Below are 18,285 nucleotides of genomic sequence, written 5' to 3'. Positions count from 1 at the left end.
GGCCCAATAAAGGACGGACGAATGAAAAAGCAGCGATTTACAGAAGAGCAGATTATTGCGGTGCTGAAGGAGCAGGAGGCAGGCATGAAGGTGGCCGACCTTTGCCGCAAGTATGGGATTTCGGACGCAACATTTTATAACTGGAAAGCCAAATACGGCGGTATGGAGGTGTCAGAGGCGAAGCGCCTGAAGGCACTCGAAGAAGAGAACGCCAAGCTTAAGAAGCTGTTGGCCGAGCAGATGCTCGATGCCGCCGCACTCCGCGAGCTCCTCGCAAAAAAATGGTAGGGCCTGCCGCCAAGCGTGAAGCTGTCATGCATCTGAAGGCCGTCATGGGTCTGTCGGAGCGGCGGGCCTGCCAGATTGTGTCGGCTGATCGCAAGATGATCCGCTATCGGTCCTGCCGACCGCCGGAGGTCGAATTGCGAGCAAAGTTGCGCGATCTCGCCAACGAGCGACGGCGCTTCGGCTACCGACGGCTGTTCGTCCTGCTCAGGCGGGACGGAGAGCCATCCGGCGTCAACCGCATCTATCGGCTGTATCGCGAGGAAGGGCTTTCGGTTCGCAAGCGGAAGGCTCGACGAAGGGCCGTCGGCACGCGTGCGCCGATCCTGGTCGAGGCGAAGGCAAATGCCCGTTGGTCTCTCGATTTCGTGCACGACCAGTTTGCATGCGGGAGACGGTTCCGGGTCCTCAATATCGTTGATGATGTGACCCGTGAATGCCTGGCAGCAATCCCGGACACCTCAATCTCCGGCCGCCGTGTCGCACGGGAGCTGACGACGCTGATCGAACGACGCGGCAAGCCCGGGATGATTGTCTCCGATAACGGCACGGAACTCACCTCGAATGCCATTCTGGCCTGGTCGAAGGATCACAAGGTCGAGTGGCATTACATCGCGCCGGGAAAGCCCATGCAAAACGGCTATGTCGAGAGCTTCAACGGACGAATGCGTGACGAACTGCTCAACGAAAGCCTGTTCTTCGGCCTCGAACATGCCCGAAGCGCCATCGCTGAATGGGCAGAGGATTATAATCATTTCCGGCCACACTCATCGCTCGGTTATCAGACACCGGCATGCTACGCCGGAATTATCGCCGCAACCGGCTCCAACGCTGCGCAATATGAAAGCTTGGCGTTTCCGCCGGTTGCTACCAACACGCCAATTGGCGTATTCAAAACCGCCGAGGCTCTAATGGCCGTTGGATGAAAGTTCAGTGGCAGGTCAAGGCGAACTTCGAGGTGCGGTCGATGCCAACGTACAAATACAGCTTGCCTTATCTATGAAGGCGGGGCGTTTTTGGGGAACAATCTGTATTTCTGCAAGTAGGAAAGCAGCGTCTGCAACGGCATGGCTCGCTTCGGCAGACGTTACCTCGCCAGTCAAAACATGATGGGCGAGGACTTTTTTATTGATTCGGCTGTCGTCATCCGGCATAAATTTCCTATGCATTTATAGTTGTGGGGCGTTGCTCTGGTGTCAACTGGAGGGAGGCAACTATGCCGCTTTTTAACAAAGCGAGCCGCATTTTCAGTCCATTGGAAGTGAATTTTATGCGGCGCTGCTTTAGTAATGCAGCAATAATGCTCGAAGAGAGCGATCGCAATTATTCTCCGTCAGAATTAGCATCCAGTATCATCATGCTGTACGAGAGTGGGCTGAGGGAGCAATCATATATCTGCGAGTTAAAGCGTGTCGCATCTATTCAACCTCATAACCCGCAGCTTTGAAGAAGTTTCTGCATTCATGAACGGAGAATAGGCTAATGATATCGCCGAGGGCTTTCGTGATGGCATCGAAGTTACGAGCTGCTCGCTTTCGTAGAAGTGCCTTGAGCTTTGAGAAAGCCATTTCGATGGGGTTCAGGTCTGGCGAGTAAGGTGGCAAGAAAAGCAGCCAGGCGCCTTTAGCCTTGACTAAGAGGTCGGCTCGCTCGCTTTTATGGAAGCCGACATTGTCGAGGATGACGATGTCGCCGGGCGAGAGTGTCGGCGCAAGCTGTGTTTCGATCCATGTTTCGAAGATGCGGCTGTTCATTGGTGCATTGACGATCCATGGCGCGGTCAGGCCGTGGCATCGCAGGCCAGCAATGAAGGTCTGGGTTTTCCAGTGACCGAACGGAGCATAGCCGACAAAACGGCTGCCTCTGGCCGACCATCCGGTGCGTTTTGTCAGGCGCGTGTTTGTTGAAGTCTCATCGATAAAAACGAGCCGCGACAAGGCTTTGTTGAAAAATGGCTTTCGGCGATTGATCCATAGATCACGCGCCCTGGCGATCTGCGGCCTGCGCTGTTCGCTTGCCTTGAGGCTTTTTTTTATTGCTCAGCCCAAGCCCGTGCAGAAACCGACCAACTGTCGCACGGTGCACTTCAATACCACGCTCTGCGAGTTCGACACACAATTCATCCAAGGTCACTTCACCCTGGGCCGCCACGCGCTCACTGATCCATTCACAATGGGCTGATAGTTTGCTGCCGGGCGGATGGCCTTGTTTAGCAGCGGCAAGAGAACCAGATGACCGGTGCAGGATCATCATGTTGTTGACGAACCGAGGCGAAACGCGGAAATGCCGCGCGGTTTCCCGGTTACTATTGCCTTCATTCACAAACGCAACGACACGCTCACGCAACTCGATCGGATGCGGCTTGCCCATGGCGCGTCTCCTTCCATGGGCAAAGTGAATCATAGATCACACAAAAGCGAAACTCTGAATCCGCTTAGACGCGACACGCTTTAGCCGCTCGTTTGGCGCATCAGAAATATCAAAAGCGCCAGGACATCCAGTCATTTCCAACGACAAACAACAATGGCTCGGCGCTGGCCAGCTACCCTGTTCTCGATGAAAATGACCCGTTTGCATAACTTGGAACAAATTCCGCCGTTGAGAGTTTAACGGCCGCAAGAACAACAACTTCGCGTCAGCGCACCTCACCTAGCACCAGAGCCATCGCTGACGCAGCCCTGCCTTGCTCGCCCCGAGGCAGGGCCTTTTTGCGCGGGAGAGGTTATGGCTATGAGAACGACATCCGATTTTGTCAAGCCAACTGGAGTATCCGTTAAGTCCTGTACGAAGCTCAGCGGATATAGCGCGAAGCAAGGACTTGCACCTTATTTGCCAAGCGCGGCCCCGGCTCTGGAGGGAGCGTCGGGGCTTTACTTTATATTGGCCGGATATTGTGCGTTACGTTCAGCGCTTTCAAATCAACTGGCTCAGAATAACACCAGTGCCTGCGCTGCAAACCACAATCAATACTAGAAACTTCGGCACGGACAATTGTTCGATCCATTGTATGGCCCACACACGCCGCGCTTCGATGACCTTCTTTTTATTCATTCGCCCCTCCCATTTGGGCGTAACTTTTATCATATGGTCAAAAAGTGTCACCTCTGTCTTTCGTTTATGAGGACCCTCTCCACGGTTGCGAAAATGGGGTTGGGGTTTCACTTTCTCTCTCGTCTGAATAGAATTTTGATTGTAGGCATTTGAGACCTTCCCTCTAGCCCCGCGTGTTCCTCGCTGCGGGGATTTTTTGCAGCAATCGCGGCCAGTGGGAACTCTTCTAGTAACGCTCAACGGGTTTACTGAACCCGGCACGATGTGTTTTTATTTGCTCAAAGGAGGCCAAAAATGACATCCGCAAATTTGAGCAAATCGCTTCGAACAGCATCATCGACCGCGTTGGCTGGCATGTCGATTGCCTTGCCAACCGCCATACTCCTTACAATCGCCGTGCAACGATCACCGTTCTTTTGAGCGGTCACTGTTTAAACCGTCGCGTGACGATTTCGAACAATGCGTCTGATATCCACATTCTGCACGCTCCGACGACACATGCGGCGCATCGACCGTCTTCTCCGCAAGACTAAGTTAGGACTTTACAAGTGCGAAGTTCTGCATAAAATTTTGATTGCCGATGACATATGACTTCCAACCCCGCGCGATAACGCTGCGGGGTTTCTTTTTTAGCGACCAAGGGAATAGCTGGACTTGCTTCGGAAAAGTGGAGAGGTTTTCATGAGTTGAAAGGAAACCTTTATGACGAAGCGAGTGCCCTTTACGAAAGAATTTGAACGTGAGGCTGTTCGTCTGGCCGAGACGAGTGGTCGGACCCGGCGTGAAGTTGCTGAGGACCTTGGCGTGGGACTGTCGACGCTAACACGGTGGATTTCCCGCAATCGGGATGCAGCCATTGATGATCCTGAACTGGTTGCTGCGAACGAAGATATGGCGGCTGAGCTTAAACGCCTTCGTCGAGAGAATGAGATATTGCGGCAGGAACGCGAGATACTAAAGCGTGCAACAGCTTTTTTCGCCAAGGAGGGAAGTCGATGAGATTTCGTTTCATCGATCAGGCGAAGAAAGAATTCCCCGCATCTCGTCTTTGCCATGTCATGGGCGTTAGCCAAAGCGGTTATTTTTCATGGAAAGATCGAGCAGCCAGTCGTCGCCAGCGCGATGATCTGGTGATGCTGGCACATATGCGCACGGCTTGGTCTCTCTCGAATGAAACCTATGGCAGCCCGCGCATGACGCGGGAATTGCTGGATCAAGGTTTTGATGTTGGCCGTCGGCGAATTGCCCGCCTGATGCGGGAGAACGCAATGCATGCACGCCAGAAGCGCCGTTTCAAAAAGACCACGGACAGCCATCATGCTTTTCCGGTCGCACCCAACATAATTGCGCAGGATTTCGCCGCAACGGGCCCTAATCAGAAATGGGGTGCCGACATTTCATATAGGTGCGCCTCGCCCCAATTGGGGAGGTATATGACTGGAATGCAAAGGAGAAAGGAGGAATTGAAGATTTGCCTGCCCTCTGCTGTAAGGGGGCGTGAGCCCAAGCGGCGGTGACCTGTCGTCAACTGGCAGGGTGACGTAGCCCGCAGGTAAAGGGAATTGAGGCGAAGCCGTTACGCCGAGATGGTTCCCGAGGCTGAAGTATTGGAAGGTTGAGGAACACGAACCGGTTAACCCGCATCTGAGGGCTGAAATGTCGCCTTCGCCTACGCGGCTTAACAGGCGGAATGCTGATGATGTTGCTGGAGACGTATGTCAGCGTCATCCGAATGTGATCATATATGTAGCTTGCTCACATGGGGTCATGGGGAGAATGCAGCCAGACCATGGCATCGGCATCGACTTGCGGAAAGCAAGGGAAAAGACTGCGACCGGCAGCCTCACCAATATGAAGACGTCCAGCATATGAACGAGGGAAGGCATGATGGAATGACAACGATGTTCTGCATTGCAAGGGAGTTGACCCTGATGTCCATCATGCTGGCGGAGTTCTCGTAGTAGTCCGCGGCAGGGAAAGCCTGTCACATGGCGAAGGGGAACAGTTCAAACTGCTTGAAGTGCAAATTACCTGACCAAATGAGGTGAAGACCTATGATAATCAGCGAAATGCAGCACAAGCTCGCAACATGGGCCGAGAGCGATCCAAATAGAAGGTTTGATCGTCTTCTTCGGCTCATTGCCGATCGGGAGTGGCTCGCCGAGGCCGCCCGTATTGTTCTGGCGTCAAGTGGCGCACGAACACCGGGTATCGACGGAATAGATAAGCAACGGATGCAGGCTGGTTTGGATCAGCATCTGGACAATCTGCGGACAAGCCTGCTGAAGGGTGCCTACTGCCCCCAGCCGGTGAAGCGCATCTATATCCCGAAATCAAACGGCAAGCTACGACCACTGGGTATTCCGACCCTGACAGACCGCATTGTCCAACGCGCCATGCTGATGGCCATGGAGCCAATCTGGGAAAGCGATTTCCATCGTCTATCCTATGGCTTCCGGCCAGAACGGAGTGTGCATCATGCCGTTCGCACAGTGAGAATACAGTTACAGGATGGTGGTGGAACGAAAGGCCGCTCGATCATTGAAGGTGATCTGGCAAGTTACTTCGACACGGTTCATCATCGACTGCTTCTTCAATGTGTGCGGCGTCGGGTACAGGACGGACGGTTTGTTGATCTTCTCTGGCGGTTTCTGAAGGCAGGTCACATTGATCGTGGCCTGTTTACGGCTTCAAGCGAAGGCGTTCCGCAAGGCGGCGTTTTATCGCCGCTGCTGTCCAACATCATGCTCCATGAATTTGATGTGTGGTTGGAGGCGAAATACCTGAGTGACAAGGCCCGCAAGGATCGCTGGGCATGGAACTTCGGCATCCAGCAAGGCAGGCCCATTACGGTTCGAGAGAACCGGCAATGGAAACCGGCTGTTGCCTATTGCCGATACGCTGACGACTTTGTCGTGATCGTAAAAGGAACCAAGGCTCAGGCGGAGGAAATCCGCGAGGAATGCCGGGCGTTTCTGGAAGACAGGCTTAAGCTGACGATGAATATGGAGAAGAGCCATATCACCCACGTCAATGACGGCTTCGTCTTTCTGGGGCACCGGATTATCCGCAAGCGAGGGGCGCATGGACGGATGTCCATCGTTACGACGATACCCAAGGAAAAGGCCAAGGGGTTTGTTCGCAAACTCACGGAAACTCTTTCCGGCAATCATAGTGTCAGCACGGTCGACATGATCGCCAGCCTAAACCGCCAGTTGGTGGGATGGGCGGCGTTCTACAAGTTCACCGACTTCACGGCGTATGTCTTCCGGCGCATCGACCATGTCGTGTTCTGGAAAATGGCGCACTGGCTGGGACATAAGTACCGATCTCGCATCAAACCCTTGATGCGAAAATGGTTCAGGGTCCCGGAACCGGGCAAGGCGAAAACCTGGCTCGTGTTTGGTCGCAATGAACGCGGTGATCCTATCGGAAAAGCATTGGAACGGCTTGTCTCAAGCCCGAAAGCGCAATTCCGGTGGCGCAATCCCGAGGTAAATCCATACATCTTCCGGATTGAAGACCGCAGCACCGTCACGTCGCATTATCATGACGTTGCTATGGCCATGGGCCAAGCTTGAATAGAGAGCCGTATGCGCTGAAAGGTGCACGTACGGTTCGGGGAGGAGAAGCGCATCTGCGCTTCTTACTCCACTTGGACGAAAGAAGGATGGCTGTATCTCGCTGTCGTCATTGATCTCTTTGCACGTCGTGTCGTCGGCTGGGCGGCCAGTGATCGCCTGCATCGCCGGTTGGCTCTTCAGGCTCTCGAAAAGGCCTTAACGATGCGGCGTCCGCCGAAAGGCCTGATCCATCATTCGGACCGCGGAAGTCAATATTGTTCCCATGACTACCAGGCGAAGCTAAAGGCGAACGGCATCGCGATTTCCATGTCTGGAAAGGGAAATTGCTACGATAACGCCATGGTTGAAACATTCTTCAAGACGTTGAAATCAGAGCTGATCTGGAGGACGGTATTCCAGACAAGGCACGATGCAGAAATAGCTATTGCCCGATATATCGACGGCTTCTACAATCCCATCCGCCGTCATTCTTCACTCGATTATCTGAGCCCGGCTCAGTTCGAGCGAATGACCGCATAAATGAAAAACGCCTCTCCACTTTTTCGAAGCAAGTCCATTTCGATTGTGGCGGCGGATTGCATTAGATGCCTATTAATGACTGGGCATCGTAGATACCTTAATGCAGCCTTAGTTGCTTAAGTCGGACATTAGGCGCATGGTGAATGTCATAACAGCAATTGAAACGGGCGCTGTTGTTCAGGCTTTAAAAGCCTAGCCCGCAACAAAGGAGGACGCCATGTCTTCCACCGCCTTGAATTCCAGAAACATTACTATGATTTCCCGCCTTCTTAGAGAAGCCCGGCAAACAGAGGACACGCAAGATTTGCGCACTGATGCTGCACGTTATCTCGCGCGCCGGTTTCAAGAGGGAACACGCGACGAAGGTCGCCTACAGATTGCCCTGAAACAATTCATCAAAAAGCATCGAGCAATGGCAAAGGCCACCGATCGATGGGATGGTGACGGCGGGTCGGGAAAAAGAGAAACATAATGTCCCTTTTGTTTCCAAATCCCGCAAGAAGCTTTGATGAAGTTGAGATGGGTGTGCGCTTTACCGGTTACGATGGAATGACATCCGTTCCATTCCTAATCGATAAAACCGCACTGGAGAAAAACGGCTCCATCGCCGCGACGGAATCGTCACTTCTCGCTGCCTTCGACGCGTCTCGGAAAATTATCTACGACGTTGCGCGCGAAGTGTACTTCCATGCGCGGCAAACCTCTTATCGGATCACCGTAGCCGACATGGCGTAGCCATTGCTGCAAACAATAAACAATAAGGCGGCGCCTATCTGCGGTCACAATGCGGCCTCAGTTGCTTTGCTCAAACATAAAGCGCATGGTGACTACCTCGATAGCATTTGGAACGGGCGCTGTCGGTTACGAGTGCAGACTCTAGCCCCAAAAAAGGAGGACAAAATGTCTTCCAAGATTATCAAACCATATTTTGGCCCGACTGACTTCCGCATGATGCGTGAAATATTGAGGCGCGCAGGCTATCGGCTTTACGATAACGCGGAAAACCGGGCCGCCCATCTGGCCAAAGCAAAGTTACTGATTCAAGAATTCCAATCTGGTCGCTCACTATCCAGAGCTCTGCCAAAACTTCCTCAGCGTCATGCAACTGAGAATATGGACGGGTCTCCAGCCGTGGTTTGAACCATTGAATGATTAGACCGACCACAAGAAATGATAGATTACTCAAAAGCAGGAAGTTTTCAGGATGTCCAGAGGTCAGAAAAGAAGTAACCGAGAAATTAGAAAACCAAAGCAAGACAAGTCCAAGGCAAAGGTTGCAACAACTGAGGTTGTTGCTGGTCGGTTTCCTACCCCCACCAATGACTTGATCAAAACGAAACGGAATTAGGTGTAGCGTTGCCGTCCTACTCGGATAAGTGGGGCGGCACAACACATGCGGGGAGAGAGCTAGGGCGCATTAATTAAAGAAAGCGGAACCGAAGCCCCGCTTTCTTTATTCCTAAACCGCCCTTACAAACGTCGCCGTCTTCCTTCGTATCGGATCGCGATCCTCAGAGGTGGCTTCTCTATTCGGCGAGCTAAAGTCAAGCGCTTCGATATTTCACAATCTCCGCATTTCAAAGTCTTTCGCAGGTTCTTGCCTCTCTCCGGAATCGGCGCGTTGGCCCTTCCACTATGGGGTTAGACGAATGAGGTATCCAATCTCGGTATCGTCCTGATCGCCATATACGACCAGCACTGCCACCTCTACGAACTTACCTCATTCATCGTCCTGCAAAGGACATCTCTCCACGGCGATGTGGATCTTTATACAGCTACTGTTCACGCAGCAGCGGGTAAGCCATTCCTAGTCCAGCAAAACTCGGTTCCGTCGCTCCACATGCGGTGCATTATGACAGCCAGTCGCCTGGCAAGTGCGACAATTGCCTTTTGCTTTCCTGCTCGTTTGGCAATCTTCATTGCCCAAGCCTTTAACCACGACCATTTCTTGACAAGCGTCAGGAGGGTCTGAGCCGCTTCGTATAATAAGGAACGCATCATTGCATCACCACAGCAGGAGATCCGACCAATTCGTTTACTCTCACCCGATTCATTCAGCTTTGGCGTTAATCCGAGGATTGGCCCAACTGCCTTAGAGTTTTTAAATCGTTGCGGAATATCAATCGTGCTCACAAAGGCAAAAGAGACAACAGGGCCAACGCCGGGAACAGTCATCAACAGTCGGCAGATTTCATCCCGGGAGGTCAAATCAAGCACTTTCTTCTGCAGCTTTTTAAGTTCATCGCGTAGTTTGGTCCGGGCTGACAGCAGAACGTCCATGATTTCCGCAAGCTCTGGAAAGCCAGTGACCAGTTCGCAGACCCGTTCTTCAAACGTGATCTTACCGGCCAGGCCAACCTTTAAACCAAAATTCCGCAGTAGGCCTCGAATGTCATTCTCTATGGCAATGGCTTTTTGTTGAAGCAATTGACGTGCCGTGAGCAAGGCGCGACGCTTCTGGCTCGTCAATGTCTTCACATGTACAGGCTTGTACAGATTTACGCGCATCATCTGGGCAATGCCGCGAGCATCGTTACGATCAGTTTTGTTCGGCTGTGCCTTCAGAAACGCCTTGGTGTGACGAATCTCGATGCAAATCGTTGGCACGCCTGCTTTTGCCAGAGTCTCAAACAGCCATTGCGATAAGGGGCCCGCTTCAAGTCCGACACGTTCAATATGCCACCTAGGATCTTTCAGAACTACAATCAGGTCATCAGGATGTGACGATACTTTTACCTCACGGCAAATCTTACCGGCTTCATCGATAATGCAAACGGCGGTCTCTTTTACCGATACGTCAAGTCCAGTATAATGTTTCATGCTGCGCTTCCTTTCCGATGCTTGAGGCTATTGCAAAACATGACCTCGTTTTACCATCAACAGAAGCGCAGCACCCTTCTACAATCCGCAATCGTTAAAGGTGGGGCTCAAGCGGAATACCCCATCTCGGTTTGTCTGAACAGTTTCGGGCGTTTCGTTAAATTGACGTGATCGACGGCACACCGCTGTGCTCTGTTGGGAGAAGAGCAATGGAGTTCGCCCGTGTCCTCAATGATGACAAGTCGCTGATAAAGAACCGCTTCGACCGTTGGCCAGACGACGCCATGCAGGAGCAGCCCTATTCTCGAGCAGTTGTTGGCCTGTCACAGCGATCTGGAAGGCAATCGCAGTATAAGTGCGTCCAGAAATAAGCCAACCTTCATCCAAAGCAGATTTCTTTGCAACTGAACCTTCGCGCCGCCCCCCATCATTGAAGTTATCAAGAGCATTCAACGGCTGGCACTGCCTACAGTCTTCCAGTCGGGCCCTATGGAATCCATCTACCGAACCATATTGGGCTGACCCGGCACTGTAAATACATAAGGTTTGTTCGGTTGCGAACGCTAGCGGGGCTTGATCGTCAAGTTCAGTTCCAGTCCGCGGTTATCGGGTGCCTTATCATGATTTCACAATTATCGATGCGGCTCTTGCATGTGCCAGCTGCGCCTGTTCGTTCTGACCAAGCGTGCTGAGAACTTCTCCATAACCAGTCCACGACCAGCTCGAATGCGCCTTATGGCCGAGGCGCTCTGCGAAGAGTGCCCTTGCACGCAGTGTGTCGCTGCTGGATTTGGCTGCATCGAGCAGGATCATATGGAACACATCTCGTTGCGCCCGACTACCCCCAATCCGGTCCAGCTTGTAACGAACTGGTTCCATGGTCGCCACAGCCTCAGCAAAGCGGCTAGCCCGAACCAGTTGCAGGCTTTTTGCAAGCGCTAGCCCGGACTCCGCGCAGATTTGGGCCTGCGTACCGTCCAGTGTCGACCATTCCGTTATGTTTGAGATCATGCGGTCGGCCGCTTCGCGATCGCCGCCAGCAATAAGCGCCATGAGATAGTGAAGCGATACGAAAATCAAGTCTGTATCGTTGACATGGCGACGCGCGACATCCAGAAGCGATTCCCAACGTTTGCCTATATCAATGCCGAACATTTCCAGTCGCCACAACAACGACGATGCATTGCAAATGTCGAGATAAAAATCCGACTCGATATCCGATACAATCTGCTCATCATACAACCGCAATACCATCTGGAATTCACCTCGTTCCAGATGATAGAGACACCGATGCCAATAGAGGTGGAAACGGAAGTTGTTGACGGAAGACCAGCTGTCTTCGAGACCCATCACCCACTCAATGCCTTCTTCCGTTCTTTCAGTCATCTCCAGAACGTGGGCTACCGAATGCACGGACCATGCATCCGCTGGGTTTCGCTCAACTGCCATCCGACCGTATTTCTCCGCAGAGAAATATTCGCCGTTTTCCTCAAGACCAAAGGCATACATTCCAAGCAGGAAGCCATAATCCCGATGGTCGCGAGACCAGAGCGGCAGGATACGCGCCATAGAATCGCGCATCCTGCGTGGATCACCGGAATAGAAATGCGTAAAATGTGCTAGACGCAAAGCAAGACCATCCAGAGGATGATCGAGCAAAATCCCTTCCCATACCCCTGTCGCCTTTTCAAGATCGCCAGCACACCAATGCGCCAGTGCGGCGGCATGGGCGCGCTCGCGATCGTTTGCGCCAGTTTGATTGAGTATCTCACCCATCTCGCTGGAAATGACCTTCGCTCTTGCCGAATGATTTGTGCTGCCGATCAACTTGGCAAGATAGCCTTTGGCACATCGCGCCATAGGCATATCGGGGTCACTTTCTGTCAGCGCCTTGATTAGGCCGCCTGTGTCGCGGCGAAAGCCCATATAGGCAGAAGTAAAATTGCTGAATGCGGTAGCACTGTCGCTTGATGTCGCCGTAAAGGCGAGGCCGTCTGAATTTTCAAATTGTCTCACGGTGCGATCCTCACATGGCACTTGCAACATTGAGAAGAGCATCCTGCCGGGCCGGCAGCGCCTCCTTTTGCAGATACCCATCCCGCGTTTGCGGTGTCTTCATTCCCATAACCACACCGGCTACCTGTGTGCGCAGAATCTGTGCGGTGCCACCGGCTATGCTGAACATGCGAGCATCACGCACCATGCGCTCCAGTGGCAGGTTGCGAGAATAACCCATGGCACCATGAATCTGGAGTGCGGCACTGGTTACGGACTGCGCTGCTTCGGCAGCGAGAATTTTGGCCTGCGCTGCGGCGCAGATCTCCGGGAATCCATCGACCAGAGTCCCTGCTGCGGACCGGAGCAGCCCGCGGGCAGCAGCTATTGAAATCGACATGTCCGCGATCATCCATTGCAGCCCCTGGAATTCAGCAATGGGGCGCCCGAATTGCTCTCGCTGTTGTGCATAGGTGACAGCGTGCTCATAAGCGCCCTGAGCAATGCCCAATGCAACTGTGCCTGCGCCGACACGTTGAGAATTATAGGCGCGCATCAGTCCTGCAAAGCCCCGCTTGACCCCCTCCGGCGGAATGACGATCATATCCTCGCCGATTTCCATATCTTCAAACAGAATTTCTGTTTCAGGTATTCCGCGAAGCCCCATGGCTGGCTCTCGCTTGCCGATCACCAGACCTGGCGTCTTGTCCCTGACGGCAATAAATCCGGCAATGCCCTTTGATTGACCTCCTTCGACCAGACGGGCAAAGACGAGATGCAACCGTGACACACCTCCGCCAGTGATCCAATGCTTCTTGCCATTGATGATATATTTATCGCCTGTTTTGATCGCAGTCGTGGTCATTTCAGTGGCGGCACTGCCTGCGGCCGGTTCTGTTATGCAAATCGCTGGCTTGTCGCCTGCCAAAATAAGTTCACTGGCAAGATGTTTCTGCTTGTCGGAGCCATAGCGCATGATCGCGCCAATAGCTCCCATATTGGCTTCGACGGTGATCCGCCCCATTGTCCCACAGCAACGTGACATTTCCTCAATCACCACGACCGCATCGGCATAGCTCAATCCACGGCCGCCAAATTCCTTGGGAAGGGTCATTCCCATAAAGCCGGCTTTTGCAAGCTTTTCCACATTCTGCCATGGATAGGCTTCGGTTCGGTCTATTTCTGCCGCCAATGGCCGAAACTCATTTTCCGCAAGGTCGCGGGCTGCGGCCATCAAATCGCTTGTAATCGGGGTTGCGGCAGTCATGTTGTTCTCCTCATTCCATAGTCGGCTGCGGCTCTGAATCCATCAGGCCGAATTGCTCAAGAATTTCGTTCGTGTGTTCCCCGCAGGTCGGCGGCGCCCGGCGATAAGTAACCGGCGTATGGCTGAACTTTATGGGATTGCCGATCAGGCTCACATGGCCGGAATGTGACGTCGGATAGGGAACTGAAATCTTCATCCCCCGGCTTTCCACCTGATCCGAAACGAAGACATCTGAAAGCGTATTGATGGGACCGCCGGGAACACCGGCGCCCTCCATGCCATCGACCAGCCTTTGTCTGGAAATGGATTTCAGCTCTCTCTCAAGAAGCTCAATCAGCACCTCACGGTTTTCGATACGAGCTGCATTGGTTTTGAAACGGGCATCGGTTGCCAGATCTGGCCGCTCAATGATATCGCAAAAGCTCCGGTACTGGCGGTCATTGCCCGCTGCAACCACGACATGCCCATCGGCAACTTCAAAAACCTGATATGGAACGATATTCGGATGTTGGTTGCCATATCTTGCCGGTGCCTTGCCGGACAACAGATAGTAGGTACCCGCATTCACAAGCCAGGAGATCTGTGAATCGACGAGCGCAATATCGATGTGCTGGCCGACGCCGGTCTGGTCACGATGGCGCAATGCAGCCAGGATAGCGGTGGCGGCATAAAGACCGCAGACAACATCCGCAACACCGACGCCGACTTTCATCGGCTCCCCAGAAGGTTCACCAGTCAGGCTCATGATCCCACCATAAGCCTGAGCCAGCAAATCATAACCGGGTTTAGCCGCATTCGGACCAGTCTGACCAAAACCGGTGATCGAACAATAAATGAGATCCGGCTTGTCCTTAATCAGACTCTCATAGTCCAGCCCGTATTTACGCAGGCCTCCGACTTTGAAATTTTCCACCACAATGTCGCATTCTCTGACAAGCTTTCGAAGCTTCTTCACATCATCGGGGTTGGCAATATCGAGGGCAAGCGATCTTTTGTTACGATTGGCACACAGATAATAAGCACTTTCCCGTGTCGAAGCGCCATCCGGACCTGTGACAAACGGGGGGCCCCAGCTTCGTGTGTCGTCCCCTTCTTCTGGTCGCTCGATCTTGAGGATGTCCGCCCCCATATCGCCGAGCAATTGCGTACATGTCGGTCCTGCAAGAATGCGGGACAGGTCAAGTACTCTGACGCCGTGGAGAGGGCCGGTGGAAACTGGATCTGTGTGGGCTGAACTCATCATGCTTGCATTCTAGATACTGAAAAGAAGTGTTGCCAGTTTAAAGAAGTGCATTTTATCATGACAAATATTCACGATAAATCTTCTCCAGAGGGCCTCACTGCATGAATATCCGCCAACTCAGAACCGTTGTGACGTTCCTGAAGCAACAAAGTTTTGCTTCAACCGGAGATCAGATCGGGCTCAGCCCTTCAGCCGTAAGCATTCAAATGCTTCGGCTGGAGCAGGAGCTTGGGATCAATCTTTTCAATCGCACCACGCGGCCGCCAACCTTGACGGTCGAGGGATTTGCTATTGCCGAAATTGCGCAAGAGATTCTGGAATTGGAAGAGCGTATCCGTAGAATTGCAAAGGGTATGGATATCGCGAAGTCGATCACGATCGGTTTTGTTCCGACAACCCTGACACGTATTCTGCCCCGCGTAATCAGCCGGTTGCGGGACGTCTTTCCCGATCTTCAGATCAATATCAAATCCGGCCTGTCCGGCGAATTGGCTACAGCCGTGCTGCGGCGCGAAATAGATTTCGCACTGATCACCTCCCCTAGCACGGAAATGCCGGAGCTGAATGTTACCGAGATCGCGCGGGAACCGCTTTTCATCGTTGGCCCGCAATCGTTGAAACACGTAACTTCAGCCGTAGAACTCGTAACAGCGTTACCTTTCATCGCATTTAATAAACGTGCATGGCTGGGGCAGAAGATCGCAGCAGACTTGCAGATACAAGCCATTTACCCCACCGACGGCATGGAAATCGACTCCCTCGATACGATAGAGCAACTGGTCTCTCAGGGCTTTGGAGTTTCGGTCATTCCGCAGCGTCTCTTGTCCCCTCCACTCGCAGAGCACCTGAAGTGCCTGCCATTCGGCCAGCCACCGGAATCACGAATTCTTTCCCTGATCGAGCATGTCGGCCATCGTGCAACAGAACTGGAAGCTACGGTTCGCCGTGTGTTTCAGTCCCTGGTAAATGACAGTTAGGCCATTCCAGCTATAGCGCCTCACACTCCTGACCGAAGCAGCACACGTCACTTATCGTGCGGATCGAAAACGGTCGTGCCAACATACCTGTGGCGCAAGCAAGAACAGCAGCTTCACTTTTCGCCCGAAGTGCATGATCCGTGATAAGTTCATAGTCGAGCGTATGAGCTGGACCGATGGTGCGCCGGATCATCTCAACCGCAGCATAACCGATGGTGTCGCGCAGGACTTCGTCGAGATAGGAGCGAACGAAGGCATCACGTGCCTGACTCATACCCTCAATCGACGGGTCATAAGCAGAAGTGGAGAAGATGCCTGCATCGGATGGCTCCTGGCAGAGCAGGGAGAACTTCGAAGCAAAGCCAGACCAGACATCCTGGACCATAGTCAGAATATACTGACGATAGCCCCCGCGATCGCCTCCAGATAGCTCATAAACAGGTTGGGCGAAATAGTTAAGCAGCAGGTTGCCGATCAAAATGCCAATATCGAACCCCATTGGGCCAAACACCGCAAATTCCGGATCGATGACCTTTGTATCCCTCTCCGTCAGCATGATCGACCCGGAATGCAGGTCTGCGTGAAGCAGCGCATCGGTTCGCGTCAGAAATTTTTGCTTCAATTCCGCCACGCGGAGTTTCAATACTGTGTCAGACTGAATGCGTTCGACATGCGCATCCAAGGCCGGACTCGTCCATCTGTTATTCGTGGAGCGCACAAAGGGCTCCGTAAAGATCAGTCGTTCGGTGATTTCACACAGTTCGATATTGCGTGCAAAATCAGCCACCAGTTCACGCTTCCGCGTCGCAGCCAGCGCAAAATCCGACGTCCCGTACAGACAACGGGCCAGATAAGTTGAAATATGATCGGCAAAATGAGGGTAAACCACACCATCGACCATGCCCTTGCGCATGATGATATGCGGCGAGAGAAACTCCTGTGCCATCAACGATTTTTCGGCATCATAGTGATGGACCACCGGAACATGATCGGGTGCGAGCTGCGCAAATATCCTCAGCGCTTTAGTTTCAAAAGCCAGTCGCTCGCATGTCAATGAACGCGAACCACCGGACATGCGCGAATAGGGAAGCGCCTGTTTGAGCGCCAACGCTGCCTTCTTGCCACGCACGAAAAAAACGAAATTCAGATTGCCATCGCCGATCTCATCGATAAGCAGATCTTCAACCGCTTCATCGAACACCGCATTCAGCCGAGGCGTCGAACCAAGATAAGCCTTAAGCGTGTGTTCATTGAATGCGACCGCAGTTGTCGTGATCGTCTTATCAGTCATGCCGCCTCACTCTCGGAAAAAACTCTCGATTGGAGCTGCGGTCGCCCGCAAACGCCTCATATTTCGTCCTGGAGCATTTCCGGTTTAATTGGATCATCAGAAATGCTCAATCTCTTTGCTATTGTGGCTATCTTGTCCCGAAAACCGCTTCACGCTTTTCGGGATACACTTCACGGGCAGGCCATGAGGTTGTTCATCATCAGGAAATCTCGACCACTCCCGGAAGCTCGCTTCATGAGCAGCAATCTCTGATTATTCTCGTCCCCCATTTAATTATCATATTACAATTTGCGATTTGGCCGTCAACATATGTTGTCTGCAACTGCCAGATATCGCATTATGCTGGCATGACACATCCGGGAAAAGGAACCATGACCGACATCAAACCTCTTCCGGAAACGGAAGCCCCCCAGGCACCGCGGCAGATCACGCGGCAAATCGCGGATGATATCCGCGACAGCATCCTTAATGGCGAACTGAAGATCGATGAACGCCTGTCGACAGAGGGCGATCTGGCTGAACATTACGGTGTATCGGTCCCTACAATTCGCGAAGCCCTGAAGCGACTTGCTGCCCAACATCTGATCCGCTCCAAGCGCGGACCAGGGGGAGGTATATTCGTCAACCGACCAAGCTTTGATCAGACCCGCGAGAACATGGTCGGCATCATGATGCTTCTTTCGAGCCTCGGTTCGTTTTCGCTGATCGATATTGCCGAATTTCGCCATGATACGGGGCTTCTGTGCTTGAAATACGCAATCCAGCGCCGCACGGACGACGACCTTGCCGCGCTTGAAAGGGAACTGGTATTGCAGGAAGATGCCACCATCAGCGACGTCGATTTCTGCGCCGCCGATGTGCGCTTTCATCAAGCATTGGCTCAGGCAACGGGCAATGGTGTCTATAGCTTCTTTCTTCAGGGCTTGCTCGAAGTGCTGATTCCACCTGCCAATATGGTGGTATTCAAGTTCCGTGATCGCATGCTGATTGCTGGCTTTCACAGACGCATCTTGCTGGGGGTCTATAGCCGAAACCAGCGCACGACCGAGGAAGCTTTCACCGAACTTATGGATTACTTGCGCGCCAGATACGCGGAAGCCCAGGATTGGCGACGCGCTGCCGATGCAGTACCCTAGTTTAAATTTTAATATTGAAATTATGTATTTCATTATGTTAATTCCATTACTGGACGGACAGGTTGAGCCAGATTGAATAAGATGATTGTCAATCATCACCGAGGCCTCAGCGTCCTG

Annotated in this window: 16 protein-coding genes and 2 pseudogenes; 9 read left to right on the top strand and 9 right to left on the bottom strand. The window is 52.8% G+C overall.

Annotation, left to right across the window (positions count from 1 at the left end; genetic code table 11):
- The first annotated feature begins 21 nt into the window (after positions 1-21).
- A protein-coding gene (locus CQZ93_RS18015; protein ID WP_105543971.1) for an IS3 family transposase occupies positions 22-1,211 on the top strand; the annotation gives its coding sequence in 2 pieces (ribosomal slippage) (positions 22-274 and positions 274-1,211; 1,191 coding nt in all).
- 492 nt (positions 1,212-1,703) lie between these two features.
- On the opposite strand, the gene CQZ93_RS27035 is transcribed toward CQZ93_RS18015, so the two are convergent.
- From CQZ93_RS27035 to CQZ93_RS26700, 3 genes are all read right to left on the bottom strand, one after another.
- Positions 1,704-2,222: an IS630 family transposase gene (locus CQZ93_RS27035; protein WP_286154087.1), complete on the bottom strand. Its 519-nt coding sequence runs from the start codon at positions 2,220-2,222 to the stop codon at positions 1,704-1,706.
- A gap of 40 nt (positions 2,223-2,262) precedes the next feature.
- Positions 2,263-2,655 carry a helix-turn-helix domain-containing protein gene (locus CQZ93_RS27030; RefSeq protein WP_286154086.1) on the bottom strand — a complete coding sequence of 131 codons (393 nt, stop codon included), beginning with the start codon at positions 2,653-2,655 and terminating at the stop codon, positions 2,263-2,265.
- A gap of 543 nt (positions 2,656-3,198) precedes the next feature.
- Positions 3,199-3,336 carry a hypothetical protein gene (locus CQZ93_RS26700; RefSeq protein ID WP_181153426.1) on the bottom strand — a complete coding sequence of 46 codons (138 nt, stop codon included), beginning with the start codon at positions 3,334-3,336 and terminating at the stop codon, positions 3,199-3,201.
- Positions 3,337-4,038: 702 nt separating this feature from the next.
- On the opposite strand from CQZ93_RS26700, the pseudogene CQZ93_RS27025 reads away from it, so the two are divergent.
- From CQZ93_RS27025 to CQZ93_RS17975, 6 genes and pseudogenes are all read left to right on the top strand, one after another.
- Positions 4,039-4,739 (top strand): annotated as a pseudogene (locus tag CQZ93_RS27025) (IS3 family transposase); the annotation flags it as partial.
- 651 nt (positions 4,740-5,390) lie between these two features.
- The gene (ltrA, locus tag CQZ93_RS17995) at positions 5,391-6,917 is read left to right on the top strand and encodes a group II intron reverse transcriptase/maturase (protein WP_181153425.1); all 1,527 of its coding nucleotides are present in this window, start codon (positions 5,391-5,393) and stop codon (positions 6,915-6,917) included.
- Between the two features lie 75 nt (positions 6,918-6,992).
- Positions 6,993-7,439 (top strand): annotated as a pseudogene (locus CQZ93_RS17990) (IS3 family transposase); the annotation flags it as partial.
- A gap of 217 nt (positions 7,440-7,656) precedes the next feature.
- Positions 7,657-7,911 carry a hypothetical protein gene (locus CQZ93_RS17985; protein ID WP_105543968.1) on the top strand — a complete coding sequence of 85 codons (255 nt, stop codon included), beginning with the start codon at positions 7,657-7,659 and terminating at the stop codon, positions 7,909-7,911.
- Positions 7,911-8,174: a DUF1488 family protein gene (locus tag CQZ93_RS17980; protein ID WP_105543967.1), complete on the top strand. Its 264-nt coding sequence runs from the start codon at positions 7,911-7,913 to the stop codon at positions 8,172-8,174. Before CQZ93_RS17985 ends, CQZ93_RS17980 begins: the two co-directional genes overlap by 1 nt.
- Positions 8,175-8,339: 165 nt before the next feature.
- Positions 8,340-8,579, top strand: coding sequence for a hypothetical protein (locus tag CQZ93_RS17975; protein ID WP_105543966.1), 240 nt, complete (start codon positions 8,340-8,342; stop codon positions 8,577-8,579).
- Between the two features lie 642 nt (positions 8,580-9,221).
- Here CQZ93_RS17975 and CQZ93_RS17970 read toward each other — a convergent pair.
- From CQZ93_RS17970 to CQZ93_RS17955, 5 genes are all read right to left on the bottom strand, one after another.
- Positions 9,222-10,259, bottom strand: coding sequence for an IS110 family RNA-guided transposase (locus CQZ93_RS17970; protein ID WP_105543965.1), 1,038 nt, complete (start codon positions 10,257-10,259; stop codon positions 9,222-9,224).
- Between the two features lie 228 nt (positions 10,260-10,487).
- Positions 10,488-10,712 (bottom strand): hypothetical protein, encoded by a 225-nt coding sequence (locus CQZ93_RS26410; protein WP_146114469.1) that lies wholly within the window; start codon positions 10,710-10,712, stop codon positions 10,488-10,490.
- Between the two features lie 165 nt (positions 10,713-10,877).
- Positions 10,878-12,275, bottom strand: coding sequence for a tetratricopeptide repeat protein (locus tag CQZ93_RS17965; protein WP_105543964.1), 1,398 nt, complete (start codon positions 12,273-12,275; stop codon positions 10,878-10,880).
- Positions 12,276-12,285: 10 nt separating this feature from the next.
- Positions 12,286-13,521, bottom strand: a complete 1,236-nt coding sequence (gene acdA, locus CQZ93_RS17960) for a 3-sulfinopropanoyl-CoA desulfinase (RefSeq protein ID WP_105543963.1) — start codon at positions 13,519-13,521, stop codon at positions 12,286-12,288.
- Positions 13,522-13,531: 10 nt separating this feature from the next.
- A complete protein-coding gene (locus tag CQZ93_RS17955) occupies positions 13,532-14,764 on the bottom strand; it encodes a CaiB/BaiF CoA transferase family protein (protein ID WP_286154085.1) in 1,233 nt (410 codons plus the stop codon).
- Positions 14,765-14,865: 101 nt separating this feature from the next.
- Here CQZ93_RS17955 and CQZ93_RS17950 point away from each other — a divergent pair, with 101 nt between their 5' ends.
- The gene (locus CQZ93_RS17950) at positions 14,866-15,741 is read left to right on the top strand and encodes a LysR substrate-binding domain-containing protein (protein WP_105543961.1); all 876 of its coding nucleotides are present in this window, start codon (positions 14,866-14,868) and stop codon (positions 15,739-15,741) included.
- 10 nt (positions 15,742-15,751) lie between these two features.
- On the opposite strand, the gene mtnK is transcribed toward CQZ93_RS17950, so the two are convergent.
- Positions 15,752-17,032 (bottom strand): S-methyl-5-thioribose kinase, encoded by a 1,281-nt coding sequence (mtnK, locus tag CQZ93_RS17945; protein WP_105543960.1) that lies wholly within the window; start codon positions 17,030-17,032, stop codon positions 15,752-15,754.
- Between the two features lie 371 nt (positions 17,033-17,403).
- Here mtnK and CQZ93_RS17940 point away from each other — a divergent pair, with 371 nt between their 5' ends.
- On the top strand, positions 17,404-18,168 hold the full coding sequence (locus CQZ93_RS17940) for a FadR/GntR family transcriptional regulator (RefSeq protein ID WP_181153424.1): 765 nt from the start codon (positions 17,404-17,406) through the stop codon (positions 18,166-18,168).
- Positions 18,169-18,285 lie beyond the last annotated feature (117 nt).

Origin of the sequence: Ochrobactrum vermis (assembly GCF_002975205.1) — a bacterium.
In the GTDB taxonomy this organism is placed as follows: domain Bacteria; phylum Pseudomonadota; class Alphaproteobacteria; order Rhizobiales; family Rhizobiaceae; genus Brucella; species Brucella vermis.
The sequence above is the reverse complement of the archived record's forward strand: the minus strand, read 5'-3'. Positions and strand labels throughout refer to the sequence as shown.